The 12872-nt window shown below is 71.2% G+C and carries 11 protein-coding genes; 4 read left to right on the top strand and 7 right to left on the bottom strand.

Translation table 11 applies throughout. From position 1 onward, the window contains the following. The first annotated feature begins 58 nt into the window (after positions 1-58). Complete coding sequence (locus tag LQ940_RS07385; protein ID WP_231242352.1) at positions 59-1447, top strand: aspartate aminotransferase family protein; 1389 nt, start codon at positions 59-61, stop codon at positions 1445-1447. Between the two features lie 132 nt (positions 1448-1579). Here the strand turns inward: LQ940_RS07385 and LQ940_RS07380 are convergent, their stop codons facing one another. The 6 genes from LQ940_RS07380 to LQ940_RS07355 are packed head-to-tail and all read right to left on the bottom strand — an operon-like array spanning position 1580 to position 8410. Further along, positions 1580-3091, bottom strand: a complete 1512-nt coding sequence (locus tag LQ940_RS07380) for a CoA-acylating methylmalonate-semialdehyde dehydrogenase (RefSeq protein ID WP_269214523.1) — start codon at positions 3089-3091, stop codon at positions 1580-1582. Then, positions 3088-4485 carry an NAD(P)/FAD-dependent oxidoreductase gene (locus LQ940_RS07375; protein WP_231242346.1) on the bottom strand — a complete coding sequence of 466 codons (1398 nt, stop codon included), beginning with the start codon at positions 4483-4485 and terminating at the stop codon, positions 3088-3090. Before LQ940_RS07375 ends, LQ940_RS07380 begins: the two co-directional genes overlap by 4 nt. After that, positions 4482-5273: an ABC transporter permease gene (locus LQ940_RS07370; RefSeq protein WP_231242345.1), complete on the bottom strand. Its 792-nt coding sequence runs from the start codon at positions 5271-5273 to the stop codon at positions 4482-4484. Before LQ940_RS07370 ends, LQ940_RS07375 begins: the two co-directional genes overlap by 4 nt. Beyond that, complete coding sequence (locus LQ940_RS07365; protein WP_231242344.1) at positions 5273-6133, bottom strand: ABC transporter permease; 861 nt, start codon at positions 6131-6133, stop codon at positions 5273-5275. Before LQ940_RS07365 ends, LQ940_RS07370 begins: the two co-directional genes overlap by 1 nt. Continuing rightward, on the bottom strand, positions 6130-7317 hold the full coding sequence (locus tag LQ940_RS07360; protein WP_231242343.1) for an ABC transporter ATP-binding protein: 1188 nt from the start codon (positions 7315-7317) through the stop codon (positions 6130-6132). Before LQ940_RS07360 ends, LQ940_RS07365 begins: the two co-directional genes overlap by 4 nt. Then, positions 7301-8410, bottom strand: coding sequence for a polyamine ABC transporter substrate-binding protein (locus LQ940_RS07355; protein ID WP_231242342.1), 1110 nt, complete (start codon positions 8408-8410; stop codon positions 7301-7303). The genes LQ940_RS07360 and LQ940_RS07355 overlap by 17 nt, the downstream gene beginning before the upstream one ends. A 246-nt stretch (positions 8411-8656) precedes the next feature. Between LQ940_RS07355 and LQ940_RS07350 the strand changes: the two genes are divergently transcribed. Next, on the top strand, positions 8657-9130 hold the full coding sequence (locus LQ940_RS07350; protein ID WP_231242341.1) for an Lrp/AsnC family transcriptional regulator: 474 nt from the start codon (positions 8657-8659) through the stop codon (positions 9128-9130). Positions 9131-9208: 78 nt separating this feature from the next. Here the strand turns inward: LQ940_RS07350 and LQ940_RS07345 are convergent, their stop codons facing one another. Beyond that, a complete protein-coding gene (locus tag LQ940_RS07345; RefSeq protein WP_231242340.1) occupies positions 9209-10645 on the bottom strand; it encodes a M1 family metallopeptidase in 1437 nt (478 codons plus the stop codon). 174 nt (positions 10646-10819) lie between these two features. Here LQ940_RS07345 and LQ940_RS07340 point away from each other — a divergent pair, with 174 nt between their 5' ends. Both LQ940_RS07340 and LQ940_RS07335 read left to right on the top strand, forming a co-directional pair. Continuing rightward, positions 10820-11698 carry a serine protein kinase RIO gene (locus tag LQ940_RS07340; RefSeq protein ID WP_231242339.1) on the top strand — a complete coding sequence of 293 codons (879 nt, stop codon included), beginning with the start codon at positions 10820-10822 and terminating at the stop codon, positions 11696-11698. Between the two features lie 28 nt (positions 11699-11726). Beyond that, on the top strand, positions 11727-12809 hold the full coding sequence (locus tag LQ940_RS07335; RefSeq protein WP_231242338.1) for an LOG family protein: 1083 nt from the start codon (positions 11727-11729) through the stop codon (positions 12807-12809). Positions 12810-12872: the final 63 nt, after the last annotated feature.

The following is a 12872-nucleotide window of genomic DNA, read 5'->3' as shown; positions in this document are numbered from 1 at the left end:
GGGCCGCTTCACCCCTGATTCACTTGCCACCACCCGGGGCGACCCCCACCATGGACGCATGAGCATGGACAACGAGCAGCTGCAGCGCGCCGCCAAGGACCACCTGTGGATGCACTTCACCCGGCACGGCTCCTACGCCGACGCCGACGTGCCGGTGATCGTGCGCGGCGAGGGCGCCTACCTCTGGGACAGCAACGGCAAGCGCTACCTCGACGCGCTCGCGGGGCTGTTCGTCTCCCAGCTCGGCCACGGCCGCACCGAGCTCGCCGAGGCCGCGGCGAAGCAGGCCCAGGAGCTGGCCTTCATGCCGCTGTGGTCCTACGCCCACCCCAGCGCCATCGAGCTCGCCGACAAGGTGGCGTCGTACGCGCCCGGAGACCTCAACCGGGTCTTCTTCACCAGCGGCGGCGGCGAGGCGGTCGAGACCGCGTGGAAGCTCGCGAAGAACTACTTCAAGCTCACCGGACGGCCGATGAAGCACAAGGTGGTCAGCCGCTCCATCGCCTACCACGGCACCACGCAGGGGGCGCTGTCGATCACCGGGCTGCCACTGCTCAAGCAGCAGTTCGAGCCGCTGGTGCCCTCGACGTTCCGGGTGCCCAACACCAACTCCTACCGCGCCGAGGCGATCACCGGCGGCTTCCTCGACGGCAGCGACCCCGAGGCCTTCGGGCGCTGGGCCGCCGACCAGATCGCGGTCGCGATCGAGGCCGAGGGCCCCGACACCGTCGCCGCGGTCTTCCTCGAGCCCGTCCAGAACGCCGGCGGCTGCTTCCCGCCGCCCCCGGGCTACTTCCAGCGGGTGCGCGAGATCTGCGACGAGTACGACGTGCTGCTGGTCTCCGACGAGGTCATCTGCGCGTTCGGACGGCTGGGCCACATGTTCGGCTCGGAGCGCTACGGCTACCAGCCCGACATGATCACCTGCGCGAAGGGCATCACCTCGGGCTACGCCCCGCTCGGCGCGATGATCGCCTCCGACCGTCTGATGGAGCCGTTCCTGGAGCCGGGCGCGATGTTCGCCCACGGCTACACCTTCGGCGGCCACCCCGTCTCCACCGCCGTCGGCCTGCGCAACCTCGAGCTCTTCGAGGAGGAGAAGGTGCTCGAGCACGTGCGCGACCACGAGGCCGGCTTCCGTGCGACGCTCGAGCGGCTCAAGGACCTGCCGATCGTGGGCGACGTACGGGGCGACGGGTACTTCTACGGCATCGAGCTCGTCAAGGACCAGGCCACCAAGGAGACCTTCACCGCCGAGGAGTGCGAGCGGCTGCTGTTCGGCTTCGTGTCCAAGCAGCTCTACGCCGAGGGCCTCTACTGCCGCGCCGACGACCGCGGCGACCCGGTCGTCCAGCTCGCTCCCCCCCTCATCGCCGACCAGAGCCACTTCGACGAGATCGAGCAGATCCTGCGGGTAGTGCTGGACAAGGCGTACTCGCTGCTGTGATCGCGGCTGGCTTGGGGCCGCGCGCGAGTTTCACCGGGTGCCCGGTGAAACTCGCGCCTCCCCGACGAAGCTTCGTACCGGAGGCAGGAGATTCACCGGGTGCCCGGTGAATCCTGTGACAGTCGAGGTGACTCACGTGTGCTGCGGGAACCCCAGGTCGACACCGGGACGCGGCGAGTCGGGGGCGGGCCAGCGGGAGGTGACGACCTTGCCGCGGGTGTAGAAGTGCACGCCCTCGGTGCCGTGGGCGTGGGTGTCGCCGAAGAGCGAGGACTTCCAGCCGCCGAAGGAGTAGTAGGCCATCGGCACCGGGATCGGGACGTTGATGCCCACCATGCCGACCTCCACCTCGCGCTGGAAGCGCCGGGCCGCGCCGCCGTCGTGGGTGAAGATCGCGGTGCCGTTGCCGTAGGGGTTGGCGTTGACCAGCGCCAGCGCGTCGTCGTAGGTGGGGACCCGAAGGACCGACAGCACCGGGCCGAAGATCTCCTCGTCATAGATCGACATCCCGGGCGTCACGTGGTCGAAGAGGGTCGGTCCCAGCCAGAAGCCGCCGGGCTCCCCCGTCGGCACCACCGACCGGCCGTCCACGACCAATGTCGCGCCCGCCGCGACACCGACCTCGACGTACGACGCCACCTTGTCGCGGTGCTCGCCCGTCACCAGCGGCCCCATGTCGCAGCCGAGACGGCCGTCGCCGGTCACCAGCGCCGCCATCCGCGAGGCGATCAGCGGCACCAGCTCGTCGGCGACCGGGTCGACGCAGACCAGCGCCGAGATCGCCATGCACCGCTCACCGGCCGAGCCGAAGCCCGCGGACACGGCGGCGTCGGCGGCGGCCTCGAGGTCGGCGTCGGGCAGCACCACCATGTGGTTCTTGGCGCCACCGAGGGCCTGGACCCGCTTGCCGTGCGCCGTGCCGGTCTCGAAGACGTAGCGCGCCACCGGCGTCGAGCCGACGAACGAGACCGCCTTGACGTCCGGGTGCGTGAGCAGGCCGTCGACCGCGACCTTGTCGCCCTGCAGGACCGAGAAGACGCCCGGCGGCAGTCCCGCCTCGGCCCACAGCTCGGCCAGCAGCATCGAGGCCGACGGGTCCTTCTCCGACGGCTTGAGCACGACCGCGTTGCCACAGGCGATCGCGACGGGGACGAACCAGAGCGGCACCATCGCCGGGAAGTTGAACGGCGAGATGACGCCGACGACGCCGAGCGGCTGGCGGATCGAGTAGACGTCGACGCCGCTGGAGACCCCGTCGCTGAAGCCGCCCTTGAGCAAGTGCGGCGCCCCGCAGGCGAACTCCACGACCTCCAGCCCGCGCTGCACCTCGCCCAGCGCGTCGTCGAGCACCTTGCCGTGCTCGGCGGTGATCGCCGCGGCCACCTCCGAGCGGCGGCGCGCGAGCACCTCGCGGAACGCGAAGAGCACCGCCGTACGGCGTGACAGCGACGCCGCTGCCCACTCGCGCCCTGCCTCGACCGCCGCGGACACCACAGCCTCCACGTCGGAGGGCGACGCGAACGCCACCTGCCGCGCAACCCGACCGGTCGCGGGGTCGTAGACGTCGCCGAGCCGCTCGCCCGAGCCGGTCCACCGCTCGCCGGCGCGCCAGTGCGTCACCACGTCCATCTGCGTCTCCCTCATGAGTCGAACCCCAGCCCCGCCGCGTCCAGCGCGCGCAGCCACACGTTGCGTCGTCCATCGTGGCGGTCGGCGCGCGCCAGCGACCACCGGGTCAGCTGGATGCCGGCGTAGCGCGCCGGCTCCGGCGGGAACGGCGGCGGGCGCCGGCGCACCATCTCCAGCGCCGTCCGCTCGGTCTCCTCGCCGTCCAGCAGGTCCAGCACCACGTCGGCGCCGAAGCGCGTCGCCGCCACGCCGAGGCCGGTGTAGCCCAGCGCGTAGCCGACCCGTCCGGCGCGAGCGGTCCCGAAGAACGCCGCGAACCGCGTGCACGTGTCGATCACCCCGCCCCAGCGGTGGGTGAACCGCAGCCCCTCGAGCTGCGGGAACGTCGCGAAGAAGTGCTCCGCCAGCAGCCCGTGCGTCCGGTCGCTCTGCTCCAGGTCGCGCGCGATGCGCGAGCCGTAGTGGTAGACCGCGTCGTAGCCGCCCCACAGGATCCGGTCGTCTCGCGTCAGGCGGAGGTAGTGGAAGAGGTTCGCGGAGTCACCGACGCCCTCGCGACCTGCCCAGCCGATCGACGCCAGCTGCGCCGCCGACAGCGGCTCGGTCATGAGCACGTGGTCGTAGACCGGCACCGTCCGCAGCCGCAGCCGCCGCAGCAGCGAGGGGAACGCGTTCGTGGCGAGCGCCACCTGACCGGCATGCGCCGAGCCGCCGGTCGTCGAGACCACGATCCCCGCGCCGTCGTCGCCGAGTGCGGTGGCCCGGGTGTCCTCGAAGATCCGCACCCCCAGGTCCAGGCAGGCCCGGCGCAGGCCCCATGCGAGCCGGGCCGGCTCGACCAGCGCGGTGCCGTGCGGGTCGGCCAGCCCGCCGACGTACGTCGGCGAGTCCAGCCGCTGCCGTACGGCGGTCCGGTCCAGCAGGGCGACCTCGTGGCCCGCGGCCGTCATCGCCGCCGCCAGCTCCTCGAGCTCGGCCAGCTGGTGCGGGGCGGCGGCGACCGACAGCTCGCCGGTCTCCTCCCAGTGGCAGTCGATGCCGTGGCGCGCGACGGTGTCGCCGATGGCGCGCAGGTTGTCGGCGCCCAGCCGGTCGAGCGTGGCCAGCTCGGTGGGCCAGCGCGCCAGCCCGTTGGCGAACCCGTGGGTGAGGCTGGCGGAGGCGAAGCCCCCGTTGCGGCCGCTGGCCTCCTGCCCGCACCTGCCGGCCTCGAGCACGACCACCGATCGGCCAGGGTCGCGCTCGACGGCGCGCAGGGCGGTCCACAGTCCGGCGTACCCGCCGCCGACCACGACCAGGTCGGCGCCCACCCGACCGGCGAGCGGGGGCAGGGCTCCGGGACGCGCGGCGTCGTCCAGCCAGAAGACCGACGGGGCGGCGGCGGCGAGCGCGGCGGCGGGCGTGGTCACGCCGGGGCGCGGCGCCGGCTGCGCAGCTCCATGCCGACGACGATCGCGATGGACACCAGGAACATCAAGGTGCCGACCACGTTGACCTGCATCGGCACCCCGACCCGCTCCTGGCCGTAGACGTACATCGGGAAGGTCGTGGTGTTGCCGGAGTTGAGGTTCGTGACGATGAAGTCGTCGAAGGACAACGAGAAGCTCAGCAGCGCCGCACCGAGGATGCCGGGCAGGACCAGCGGGAACGTCACCCGCCAGAACGTCTGCCCCGGCGTGGCATAGAGATCCATCGCGGCCTGCTCGAGGTCGTCGTCCATGCCGGCCAGCCGCGCACGCACCGTGACCACCACGAAGGACAGGCAGAACATCACGTGCGCGATGAAGATCGTCCAGAAGCCCAGCTGGCCTGCGAAGCCGGACGCCACGAACAGCGCCAGCAGCGAGGAGCCCAGCACGATCTCGGGGGCCGCCATCGGCAGGAAGATCAGCAGGTTGGACGCCGAGCGGCCGGTGAAGTCGTGGCGCACCAGCGCGAACGCCGCCAGCGTGCCAAGCAGCGTCGCGACCAGCGTCGCCAACAGGCTGATCTGGATGCTGGTCAGCAGGGTGCTGCACAGGTCGTCGGGGCCGCAGGGGTCCTTCCAGTTGTCCCAGGTGAAGCTCCCGAACTGGTAGACGTTGCGCCCGCCGGGGTTGTTGAAGCTCATCGCGACCACGATGAAGATCGGCACGAAGGTGTAGACGAGCACCAGCAGCCCGAGGGCGAGGACCAGCCGCTCCTTGACCCAGCGCATCAGAGCAGCTCCTCCGTGCCGGCCCGCCGCACGTAGACCAGCACCATCGCCAGGATGATCACCATCAGCAGCACCGACAGCGCCGAGGCGACCGGGTAGTTGTTGGCGTCGGTGAACTGCGCCTGGATGACGTTGCCGATCACCCGCTCGTTGGTGCTGCCGAGGAACTGCGCGTTGATGTAGTCGCCGACCGACGGGATGAACGTCAGCAGCGTGCCGGACACGACGCCCGGCAGCGACAGCGGCCAGGTCACCTTGAAGAACCCGACGACCGGGTGGGCGTACAGGTCGCCGGAGGCCTCGATGAGCCGAGGGTCGATCTTGTCCAGGCTGGCGTACAGCGGCAGCACCATGAACGGCAGGAAGTTGTACGTCAGTCCCGCCACGACCGCGATCGGCGTCGCCAGCAGCCGGCCGTCGTCACCGAGGACCTGCAGGGTCTGCAGGGTGTTCACGACGAAGCCGTCGTCGGCGAGGATCAGCTTCCAGGACAGCGTCCGCACCAGGAAGCTGGTGAAGAACGGCGCGATCACCAGCACCAGCATCAGGTTCTTCCAGCGGCCGGCCTTGAACGCGATCGCGTAGGCGAGCACGTAGCCGAGCACCAGGCAGAACAGCGTGGCCAGCGCGCCGTACATGAGCGAGCGCCCGAACGGGCCGGCGTAGTCGCGCACGACGTCGCCGTAGTTGCCGAACGCGTAGCTCATCTCGTAGCCGCGGAAGTCCGATCCGGCCGGGTCGAAGAGGCTGGTCGCGACCAGCGAGTAGAGCGGCACCACGAAGAACACCAGCAGCCACAGGGCGGCCGGGAGCAGGAGCAGGTAGCCGACCCGCCCCCGGCGCCGCACCGTGTCGCTCACCCGTCGTCCCGCTGGGACCCGGCCGTCGCGTCCTGGGACTGGTCGAGCAGGAACGCGTACTCGGGCCGCCAGGACAGCTCGACCCGCTCCCCGGCGCGGAAGATCCGCGTGCGGCCGGTGTTCTGCGAGAACACCTGCAACTCCTGGCCCCATGGCATCCGCACGAGGTACTGCGTGCTCACCCCGACGAAGCTCACGTCGCTGATGACGCCGCCGGGGATGGTGTTGCCCGGCGCGTCCAGCTCGGCCCCCTCCTCGCCGATCAGCACCTTCTCCGGGCGGATCCCCACCCAGCTCTGGTCGCCGTCGACGTGCGTGCGCCGGGTCGGCACCGACACCTGGATGCCGTGCATGTCGACCGACGTGACGTCGGCGCTGCGCGAGCGCACCGTGCCGGAGATGAGGTTCGACTGGCCGAGGAAGTTGGCGACGAACGTGCTGCGCGGGTTCTCGTAGAGCTCGGCCGGCGCGCCCATCTGCTCGATGACGCCGGCGTTCATCACCGCGACCGTGTCGGCCATCGTCATGGCCTCCTCCTGGTCGTGGGTCACGTGGATGAAGGTCTGCTGCACCTCGGTCTGGATCCGCTTGATCTCGATCTGCATCGCCCGGCGCAGCTTGAGGTCCAGCGCTCCCAGCGGCTCGTCGAGCAGCAGCACCTCGGGCTCGTTGATCAGCGCCCGGGCGAGCGCGACCCGCTGCTGCTGGCCGCCGGAGAGCTGGGCCGGCTTCTTGCGCGCCTGGCTGGTCAGCTCCACCAGCTCGAGCATCGCGCCGACCTTCTCCTTCACCTGCGCGGACCTGCGCCGGCGCAGCCCGAAGGCGACGTTCTCGAAGATGTCGAGGTGCGGGAAGAGCGCGTAGCTCTGGAAGACCGTGTTGACCGGGCGCCGGTAGGGCTTGGCGACGGTGATGTCCTGGCCGGACAGCACGATCGAGCCGGACGTCGGCGTCTCCAGCCCGGCGACCATCCGCAGCGTCGTGGTCTTGCCGCACCCCGACGGGCCGAGCAGCGCGAAGAACGAGCCGCGCGGCACGTCCAGGTCGAGGCGGTCGACGGCCGTGAACCCGCCGCCGAACGACTTCGTCAGGCGCTGCAGCCGCAGCCCGTCGTACGCCGCGCCGCCGGACCCGCTGGGCTCGGCCGGCTCGCTCGCCGGGGCATCCTCAGCCAGCTGTGACATCGGCCCACTCCTTCTCGTACTGCGCGTTCTGCCGGTCGTCGAGATCCATGAAGTCGAACGTGTTGGCGAGCAGGTCGGCGTCGGGGAAGATCAGCGGGTTGTCGACGAGGGAGGCGTCGAGCTTCTCCATCTCCTCGCGGGCACCGGCGACCGGGCAGATGTAGTTGACCCAGGCGGCCAGCTTCGCCGCGACGGCCGGGTCGTAGTAGTAGTCGATCCACTTCTCGGCGTTGCCCTGGTGGGTGGCCAGGTTGGGGACCATCATGTTGTCGCTCCACAGCGACAGCCCCTCCTCCGGCACGACGAACTTGATGTCGGGATTCTCGAACTGCGCCTGGATGACATCGCCGGACCAGGCCTCGCAGGCCACGACGTTGCCGCCGGAGAGCTCCTGGAGGTAGTTGTTGCCGGCGAAGCTGCGCAGCTGCTCGTCGGCGATCGCCTTGCGGAGCAGGTCGAGCGCGTCGTGCCACTGGTCCTCGGTGAAGTCGGCGGGGTCGGCGCCGGCCACCTTGAGCAGGAAGCCCATCGTGTCGCGCATCTCCGAGAGCAGGGTGACCTTGCCCTTGAGGTCCGTGCGGGTGATGAGCTCCTCGAAGCTCTTGATCTCGCCGGTCTCGGCCGCGTTGTAGGCGATGCCGGTCAGGCCGCTCTGCCAGGGCGCGTGGTACTCCAGGTCCGGGTCCCAGGGCTTCTGGCGCAGGGAGTCGATGATGTTGGCGTGCAGGTTCGGCACGTTTCGCTTCTCGAGCGGCTGGATCCAGCCGAGACCGATCATCCGCGCGGCCATCCAGTCGGTCATCATGATCAGGTCCCGGTCGATGGGGTCGCAGGAGCCGAGCTGGTTCTTCACCTTGGCGTAGAACTCGGCGTTGTCGTTGATGTCCACGTTGTAGTCGACCTTGATCCCGGTCGAGTCCCGGAAGCCCGCCCACGTGGACTCGGGGTCCTTGCGCGGGTCGATGTAGCCGGTCCAGTTGGAGATGACGAGGGCCTTCTCGGCGTCGGAGACGTCGGCGGCCCGGCACGATGCCGGGTCCTGCTGGGCGCCCGGCACCGAGAAGAACGGCAGCTTCAGCGCGGCGACGCTCACGCCCGCGAAGGCGACGGCTCCCCCGCCCCTCAGCACCCCGCGACGCGACAGTGTCGACCTGCGAGCGGGAACGTCTGGCGACATGCGACTCCCTCGACCTGGCGAGACCAACGATCGGATCGTGCCACGGGCCGGGGGGGCCGACAAGCGAAACCGTCGATCGGAAACCTTCTGGCAACGAATTCGCTCGTCGCGGACGCGGGCCGGAAACGTGCCGGGGCAGCGCTCCCCGGGTACGTTGCCGCCATGACGCGCAAGCAGGACCGCCCCGGGATCGTCCTCGACGAGGTCTCCAAGGCCATCGTCGAGCAGCTCCAGCAGGACGGCCGCCGGTCGTACGCCGCGATCGGCAAGGTGGTCGGCCTGTCCGAGGCCGCCGTCCGCCAGCGCGTGCAGCGCCTGGTCGAGGGCGGCGTGATGCAGGTGGTCGCGGTGACCGACCCGCTCCAGCTCGGCTTCGCTCGCCAGGCCATGGTCGGGGTCAGCGTCCACGGCCCGCTCGAGTCGGTCGCCGATGCCCTCGCCGAGCTCGACGAGGTGGACTACGTCGTCGTGACCGCCGGCCGCTACGACCTGCTCGTCGAGGTCGTCTGCGAGACCGACGAGCACCTGCTCGAGCTGATCTCCGCCAAGATCCGCTCGCTCGACGGCGTCGTCACCACCGAGACCTTCATGTATCTCAAGCTCCGCAAGCAGACCTACTCGTGGGGGGTGCGCTGAGGGTCGGCGTGCTTGTAACTCACCGTTACTGCGTCTTACATGCCGTTACAACGGTGCGGTAGAGGTCGTAACGCTGAGTTACAAGCCGTGCGCGGCCGCCCGCGCCGGCCGGACCGGCGCGCGCAGCCAGGCATCGAAGAACGCGCCGAGGTTCTGGCCGCTGACCTGCTCGGCGAGGGCCTCGAACTGCGCGGACGTGGCGTTGCCGTCGCGGTGGTCGGCCACCCAGGTACGCAGCAGCCGCCAGAAGGCGTCCTCGCCGAGGCGGACGCGCAGCGCCTGGAAGGTCATGGCGCCGCGCAGGTAGACCGCCTCGTGGAAGAGCCGGTGCGGGCCCGGGTCGCCGAGGCGTACCCGCCAGAACGGCGCGCCGCGTGGGTAGCGGGCGTAGGCCTGCTCCAGCCACCGCTGCCCGTCCATTCCCCCGCGGGACTCGGCCCAGCGCACCTCCAGGAAGGTCGCGGCCCCCTCGTTGAGCCAGATGTCGCCCCACCGCTCCAGCGCCACGGAGTTGCCAAACCACTGGTGCGCGAGCTCGTGGACCAGCAGCGAGTGTCCGCCCTGGGCGAGGATCGGGTAGACCGGGCGACCCTGGGTCTCGAGAGCGAAGCCGGGGTTGAGGCTGGTGGTCACGCCACCGGTCGAGCCGAACGGGTAGGGGCCCAGCTGCCGCTCCAGCCACCGGGTCACGCCGGCCGAGCGCCGCATGAGCCGCAGCGAGCGGCGCAGGTGCTGGCGTGGCATGGCCTTGGACACCGCGACCAGCCACGGGCGGCCGGCGAGCGTGCCGCGCTCGACGCGGAACGGCCCGATGGCGAAGAAGGCGAGGTACGGCGCCATCGGCTGGGCCGAGCGCCAGCGGGTGGTCGCGAGCCCACCGCGTACGACCCGCCCCACCCGCTCGCCGTTGGAGATGACGACCTTGCGCGTGGGTGCCGTGATGGAGACGTCGACCAGCGCCTTGTCGCTCGGGTGGTCGTTCGCGGGGAACCACCACGCGGCCATGTGTGGCTGGTGGACGGCGAGCACCTCGCGGTCGCTGGCCAGCCAGTTCGACTCGCCGCGCCACGTGAGCTCGGCGGGCGAGCCGGCGTAGCGCACCAGCACCTCCACCGCCTGTCCCGCGGCGAGCGGCACGGTCGGGGTGATCTCGAGCTCGTGGCCGTCGCGCTGGGCGAAGGCGGCCGGCACCCCGTCGACGGTGACGGATCTCGCGGTGAGCAGCAGATCCAGGTTGAAGCGGCGCAGCGCCTGGGTGGCGGTGAGCCGGACGACGGTCCAGCCCGAGAGCCGCTCGGTGCGGAACGCATAGCGGTCGTGCACCTCGTAGGACTGCACGTCGATGCCGCCGTTGCCGTCGAGCGGGAAGTAGGGGTCGCCGATGCCCGGGGCGCCCAGCACCGGCGCGGGCTCGTCCGCCGACACCGGGACGACCACCAGCAGCAGGAGCAGAAGGGGCAGCGCGGCGACCAGGGCCGAGGGCGGTCGCCGCCGGAGGCCCGGGGGGTGCGGCACCGGCTCAACCTAGTGGATCCGTCGTTTAACCGGTTGCCCGCCCGCACCGCCGCGCGTCAGGCTGGTCGCGCACCGCCGGCGTCGGCCGGCGCCCGTCGAGAGGAGCTGACATGCCCATGACTGTCCTCGGCCTGTCCGCAGACCACCCCCTCTCGACGTATCGGAGCACCACCGATGTCCACCCAGGACGGCTTCACCCCTGAGCAGCACGACCCCGGAACCACCGACGGGCTCGACCCGTCGTTCGTCTTCGACTTCGCCGCGTACGACGACCTCGCGGATCCCCACCAGCGCTGGTCCACCTGGCTCTCGGTCGAGCCGCTGTGCCGCGGGCCGGAGCCCCGGCCCGACTGGCTGGTGACCTCGCAGGGCGCCATCGACACCGACCTCGGCGTCCTCAAGACCGGCAAGGAGGCCGACGTGTTCCTGCTGGAGCGCGCCGACCCGCACGAGCCGGAGCACGCGGTGGTCATGGCCGCCAAGCGCTACCGGGGCGAGGAGCACCGCTCGTTCCACCGCTCGACGGCCTACACCGAGGGCCGCCGGATGCGCAACACCCGCGACGCCCGCGCGCTCTCCCGCAAGAGCGCCTTCGGGCGCTCCGTCGCCGCCGGGCAGTGGGCGTGGGCGGAGTGGCAGGCGCTGGTCCGCCTGCACCGCCTGGGCGCGCCGGTCCCCTACCCGGTGCAGATCGACGGCACGGAGATCCTCATGGAGTGGGTCACCGTCGACGGTGAGACCGCGCCCCGGCTGGCCCAGACCCGGCCCGACCCGGAGCTGCTCGCGTCCTACTACGACCAGCTCCGCGACACACTCGTGCTCCTGGTGCAGCAGGGCGTGGTGCACGGCGACCTCTCGCCGTACAACATCCTGGCGGCGGGTGAGCGGCTGGTCGTCATCGACCTGCCGCAGGTGGTCGACCTCGTCGCCAACCCCGCCGGAATGGACTTCCTCCTGCGCGACTGCACGAACGTGTGCGGCTGGTTCCGCTCCCGGGGGCTGGCCGTCGACGAGCAGGAGCTGTTCGGCGAGCTCATGGCGCACGCGTTCTGAGGGTCGAGCCGCCGGGTAGGTTCGCCGCGTGAAGCGCACCAGGGGCCGCGGCGTCCGCATCGACTCGCTCGAGGACCTCGACCGGCGCCTGGACCGGGGCGCGCGGCGGCTCTCGGGCTGGCGGTTGCACGGGCTCGACCTCACCGGGCACGGCCAGGCGCTCCTTGGCTGCCGGCTCTCGGGCGCGACGTTCCTCGGCTGCACGTTCGCGCCGGGTGACGCGGGTCGGGTGGAGGCCGCCGGCGCGCTGGTGCTCCCCGCGATCGGCGACGTCCCCGTCGACGTCTACCGGGCCGGCCTGTACGACGCCGACGAGCTGTACGACGCCGCCGAGTACGCCGCCAGCACCGACGCCCGGGCCTACGCCTGGTCGCAGGAGGACGCCGGCGCCGACAGCACGCTGGCGCGGGCGCTGCACGACCACGCGGTCGACCGGGCGCTGCTGGAGTGGACCGACGGGCGCTCGCTGGTGGGCGTCATGGGCGGACACGCGCTGGTGCGGGGCGAGGCGACGTACGCCGACGCCGCCCGGCTGGGCGCCGGGCTGGGCGGTCGCCACGTGGTCGCGACCGGCGGCGGCCCCGGGGCGATGGAGGCGGCCAACCTGGGCGCTCGGCTGGCGCACCGCTCCCCCGACGACCTGGTGCGGGCCCTGGAGATCCTGGCCCGGGTGCCGTCCTACCACCCGTCGGTCGATGCCTGGGTGGCGACGGCGCGCGAGGTGCGCGACGCCTTCGGCGAGCCCACCGACAGCCTCAGCATCCCGACCTGGCACTACGGGCACGAGCCGGCGAACCTGTTCGCCACGGCGATCGCGAAGTACTTCCGCAACTCCACCCGCGAGGCGATCCTGCTGGAGATCTGCGATGCCGGCATCGTCTTCCTGCCGGGTGCGGCCGGCACCGTGCAGGAGGTCTTCCAGGACGCCTGCGAGAACTACTACGCCGACGAGACCTCCGTCGCGCCCATGGTCCTGGTGGGGGTGCGCCACTGGACGCAGACCGTTCCCGCCTGGCCCCTCCTGTCGCGCCTGGCCCACGGCCGCGCCATGGACGGACACGTGCACCTGGTCGACACCGTCGACGAGGCGATCGCCCTCGTCCAGCGCTGACCCGTCAGCAACTCGCGCGAATCCCCGCTGACCCGTCAGAAAGTTTCTGACGGGTCAGCGGGG

Source organism: Nocardioides sp. cx-173 (assembly GCF_021117365.1).
Classification (GTDB): Bacteria; Actinomycetota; Actinomycetes; order Propionibacteriales; family Nocardioidaceae; genus Nocardioides.
This window is presented reverse-complemented; position numbering and strand designations above follow the sequence as displayed.

Bases quoted from the DNA above. Each gene is read 5' to 3' on its own strand.
- LQ940_RS07385 (WP_231242352.1), top strand. From the start codon at position 59: ATGAGCATGGACAACGAGCAGCTGCAGCGCGCCGCCAAGGACCACCTG.
- LQ940_RS07380 (WP_269214523.1), bottom strand. From the start codon at position 3,091: ATGAGGGAGACGCAGATGGACGTGGTGACGCACTGGCGCGCCGGCGAG.
- LQ940_RS07370 (WP_231242345.1), bottom strand. From the start codon at position 5,273: ATGCGCTGGGTCAAGGAGCGGCTGGTCCTCGCCCTCGGGCTGCTGGTG.
- LQ940_RS07360 (WP_231242343.1), bottom strand. From the start codon at position 7,317: ATGTCACAGCTGGCTGAGGATGCCCCGGCGAGCGAGCCGGCCGAGCCC.
- LQ940_RS07350 (WP_231242341.1), top strand. From the start codon at position 8,657: ATGACGCGCAAGCAGGACCGCCCCGGGATCGTCCTCGACGAGGTCTCC.
- LQ940_RS07340 (WP_231242339.1), top strand. From the start codon at position 10,820: ATGTCCACCCAGGACGGCTTCACCCCTGAGCAGCACGACCCCGGAACC.